This is a genomic window from Vibrio genomosp. F10 str. 9ZD137 (genome assembly GCF_049974785.1).
Lineage (GTDB): Bacteria > Pseudomonadota > Gammaproteobacteria > Enterobacterales > Vibrionaceae > Vibrio.
Window position 1 is genome coordinate 1 of sequence record NZ_JBNGCJ010000491.1, and the last position, 3,858, is coordinate 3,858.

The window sequence follows — 3,858 nt, forward strand, 5'->3', positions numbered from 1 at the left end:
TGAGAAATCAGTGGGCTTTTTTGCGTCTATTACTTCCCAATAAAGATACGCCAGCTCAATTAAGACTCGCCTAATTTTGCACAAATTGATAACAAAAGTGTGCAACAATGAATTTCGTGATCAAATGTTGAATACAGAAAACGATCATGACCTACATTGTATTGAGTCACTCACAGACAGGATAAGATAATGACTAAAGAATATACTCCACCAAAGGTTTGGCAAGAAGATACGAAAGGCGGCGGCACTTGGGCTAGCATCAACAGACCCGTATCCGGAGCGACTCATGAACAAGCTCTACCTGTCGGTCAGCACCCCTATCAGTTGTATTCTATGGGGACACCCAACGGTCAGAAGGTCACTATTTTACTTGAGGAGTTATTAGCGCTTGGGCGTACTGAAGCAGAGTATGACGCCCACTTGATCTCCATCGGTGATGGGAACCAATTCTCAAGTGGCTTTGTGGAAGTCAACCCAAACTCGAAAATCCCAGCATTGGTTGATCGCTCGCAAGCATCCCCAGTCAATGTTTTTGAATCCGGTTCAATCCTTCTTTACTTAGCAGAAAAATTTGAACACTTTATTCCGAAGGATGTCACCTCTCGCACCAATGTATTGAACTGGTTATTCTGGCTACAAGGATCTGCGCCATACCTAGGTGGCGGTTTTGGTCACTTTTATGCGTATGCACCAGAAAAGTTTGAGTATCCGATTAATCGATTCTCCATGGAAATAAAACGCCAGCTCGACTTATTGGACAAGCAATTAGCTGATCATTCTTACATTGCAGGGGAAGAGTACAGCATCGCCGACATCGCAATCTGGCCTTGGTACGGTAATCTTGTTCTTGGCAATATCTACGATGCGGCTGAGTTCCTTGATGTATCAAGCTACAAAAACCTTCAACGCTGGGCAACGTACATTGAGCAAAGACCTGCCGTTCAACGAGGACGTATCGTTAACCGAACATGGGGTGAACCATGGGAAGCGGTTGCAGAACGCCATAGCGCGGCGGATATTGACCAAGCACTTGCTTTGAAGCCACAAGCATAAGGTATTTAAATCATAGAGTAACCACATCGTTATTTAACCTATGGGCCGTAGTTTCGCACCGTCTTATAAATTGGCGGTGCACAATACTCTATTATTTTGCTGGTTGAATTGTTTGCGTTGGCTTGGTGAATGATTCAAAAGCCTCGAACACCAAATGAGAATTACCTTGGTTTGTCACAATGAACCTGCGACAATCGAGCCCGTTCTTTCAATACCAAACGGTTTATTATGAAACTTTTAGTTCGCAACCTCGCTCGCACAACAACAGAACATGAAATTCGAGTATTATTTTCTGCTCATGGTGATGTAGGTGAATGCACTCTTGTATTAGATCAGGAAACTGGTCAGTCTAAAGGGTTCGCTTTTGTTGAAATGCCAAATGAAGCAGAAGCTAAGGCCGCCATTACTGGCCTTAATCTAGCTGACGTTGCTAAAAGTAAGATTCGTGTAAAAAGAGCCAACAACTAAACTGGCCCTTTCTATACTGAAAAGCCCGCCTAATAGTCTTAGACGGGCTTTTTATTTTCTATGCTCACTCAAATCAGAGCATGAGTAAAACTTACTAGCTTCTTGGCTTTAAATCGAGAACGTGAAGCAATCTTTCCGGTGTACCTTCCCAGACCATTGGGCGACCTTTCGGATTATCCGCATTCCACCAGCCTGTAAATCGTTTGGTATTGTATTGGTAGAAGTTTGGCCCAGACAAGACTGGCACGGTAATCTGATTTTTTGCAATCAACGCTTGAATTTGATGAGCGATCTCTTTTTGTTCAACGCTATCGGCTGTTTGGTAAAAACCATCGAGTAGCTCATCTAGCTGATCACTTTTCCAATGGTGCATTGCAAATCTTGGCATCCCAGTCGACGCTTGCAACCTAGAATGATAAGCACTGTCCCAGTATCGGTGCGGTGTAGCACCATGGAAGTAGTTGGTATAAGCCACATCATATTCTGCGTTAGCCATCGCCTGATTATAAAGTGAGAAATCCGGAGATCGTGCTTTCACTTTGATCCCAACTTCCATCAATTGCTCAACCGATAACATCACCGTATTATTGAAATCTGTCCAACCCTGTGGTGACTGTATTTCCAACTCAAAAGAAGCACCGGAAGGGCTCTCTACATAGCCGTCTCCATCTCGATCCGTATAACCAGAGTCTTTCAATAGCTTGCGAGCACTTTCAGGAGAATAGGTCATAAATGGTTGATATTTTTTGTGGGTTTTTTCATCTGACCACGCCTCAAACGCATAACCTAAACCAGAAGCGAAATCATTCACGACACCATTTCCGTAGTTAGCTACATCAATCAGGACCTGTCGGTTCAAAGACATTGAGAAGGCACGACGAAAGTTTACATCATTCATCACTTCATGCTTAACCGGATCTTTAGACTTGTAATTAAACATGAAAGCTTGTGTCCCCGCAGGTGGGTACCAGTAGCCATGATCAGTCGACGCTTTCAAGAAGGTTTGGTCGATATCCGGCACGAATGACCCTGCCCAATCGATTCTGGAGTTCATTAACTCCCCTAAAACTTGGTCATTGTGGTTCATCTGAGGGACTCTCAAACAGTCCACATCCAAATTTTCGCTATCCCAGTAGTTCGGGTTTTCACATTGAAGAAACAGCGTGGAAGTGAATTGAGGGAACTCGGTAAACGGGCCTGTTCCAACAGGATATCGATTGAGGAATGTCAGGGGATCTTTCTCTTTAGACCATTGGTGCTCAGGAACGACCGGAACTTGCACAAGTTCATATGGAATATTGGTGTTCACTTCATTTAAAAAGAATCGAACCTGATGATCGTTAACCTTCTCGATTGACTTAATATTGCTGCTGACTCCACGGTCATCAAATGCCGGATGTTGCTTGATCAACTCAAAGGTGTAGATGACATCATCCGCATTGAACGCTTCACCATCAGACCAAAGCACACCTTTTCTTAAATCAAACGTGACACTGAGTAGATCGCTACTTAATGCATAACCCGTTGCTAACCTGAATTCAGGGATATTTCCTTTCAATTCGTTGAAAACCACCAAAGGCTCAAAAATAAAGTCTCTTGCTGTATGCATACGAGAAACAGAAAACGGATTAAAATTTCGAATCAGTGACGCGTTGTGATTGGGAATAATGGTTAACTGGTTCTTGTCGGAAATATCAGTAGCATTTGTCATGGGTGAAAGTGCTAATGAAGTCGCTAATGTGCTCAACAAAAATGTTTTATTCATAAGTGGATCCTAGTGAGTAATTTCAAGCAACGTAACCAGAAACCTTTCCCTATTCAACCACACTCACCTGACGTAATACGACAAAATATCACCTATTAACAATAGTGTTATTAATTTGACACCAAGCTACTGATTTAAAACCAAATTTAAACACCATTAGTGAGAATTCAATCGAAACAAATGGCCAATAACTCGTAATATTACTACACACATACATATATGTAATAATTTGTTACTTGTTCTATTTTGCGAGTCAATCGAGATCAGAGAATTACCGGGCCTATTCCATCTTTATACACACCTTTATTTTTATCCCAAATAATCACCAAATGACACGCCAAAAATCCGGATAATCTTGAAATATAAAGTCGGTATTTTTTCGTAAAAGATAAATAATTACCGCGCCTGGACTTAGCTGCTGTGAGATTAATATGGCGGGTTTCCCCAAACTTGTTTGAAAATATGTTAAATTTATAACATCACGTTATGTGATTCGTCATTTGAGAACCCACGGTTGTCTCATTTCGACAACCCAAAAAAAGAGAAAGGAACCTCTAGATCGGAAGAGCGGT

Annotated in this window: 3 protein-coding genes; 2 read left to right on the top strand and 1 reads right to left on the bottom strand. The window is 42.0% G+C overall.

Annotation, left to right across the window (positions count from 1 at the left end; genetic code table 11):
- Positions 1-189: 189 nt before the first annotated feature.
- The gene (yghU, locus tag ACP45E_RS11870; RefSeq protein ID WP_017035880.1) at positions 190-1,053 is read left to right on the top strand and encodes a glutathione-dependent disulfide-bond oxidoreductase; all 864 of its coding nucleotides are present in this window, start codon (positions 190-192) and stop codon (positions 1,051-1,053) included.
- 228 nt (positions 1,054-1,281) lie between these two features.
- Positions 1,282-1,521, top strand: a complete 240-nt coding sequence (locus tag ACP45E_RS11875; protein WP_017035881.1) for an RNA recognition motif domain-containing protein — start codon at positions 1,282-1,284, stop codon at positions 1,519-1,521.
- Between the two features lie 94 nt (positions 1,522-1,615).
- Here ACP45E_RS11875 and ACP45E_RS11880 read toward each other — a convergent pair whose 3' ends face one another.
- Positions 1,616-3,286: an ABC transporter substrate-binding protein gene (locus tag ACP45E_RS11880; RefSeq protein WP_017037305.1), complete on the bottom strand. Its 1,671-nt coding sequence runs from the start codon at positions 3,284-3,286 to the stop codon at positions 1,616-1,618.
- Positions 3,287-3,858 lie beyond the last annotated feature (572 nt).

Bases quoted from the DNA above. Each gene is read 5' to 3' on its own strand.
- yghU (WP_017035880.1), top strand. From the start codon at position 190: ATGACTAAAGAATATACTCCACCAAAGGTTTGGCAAGAAGATACGAAA.
- ACP45E_RS11875 (WP_017035881.1), top strand. From the start codon at position 1,282: ATGAAACTTTTAGTTCGCAACCTCGCTCGCACAACAACAGAACATGAA.
- ACP45E_RS11880 (WP_017037305.1), bottom strand. From the start codon at position 3,286: ATGAATAAAACATTTTTGTTGAGCACATTAGCGACTTCATTAGCACTT.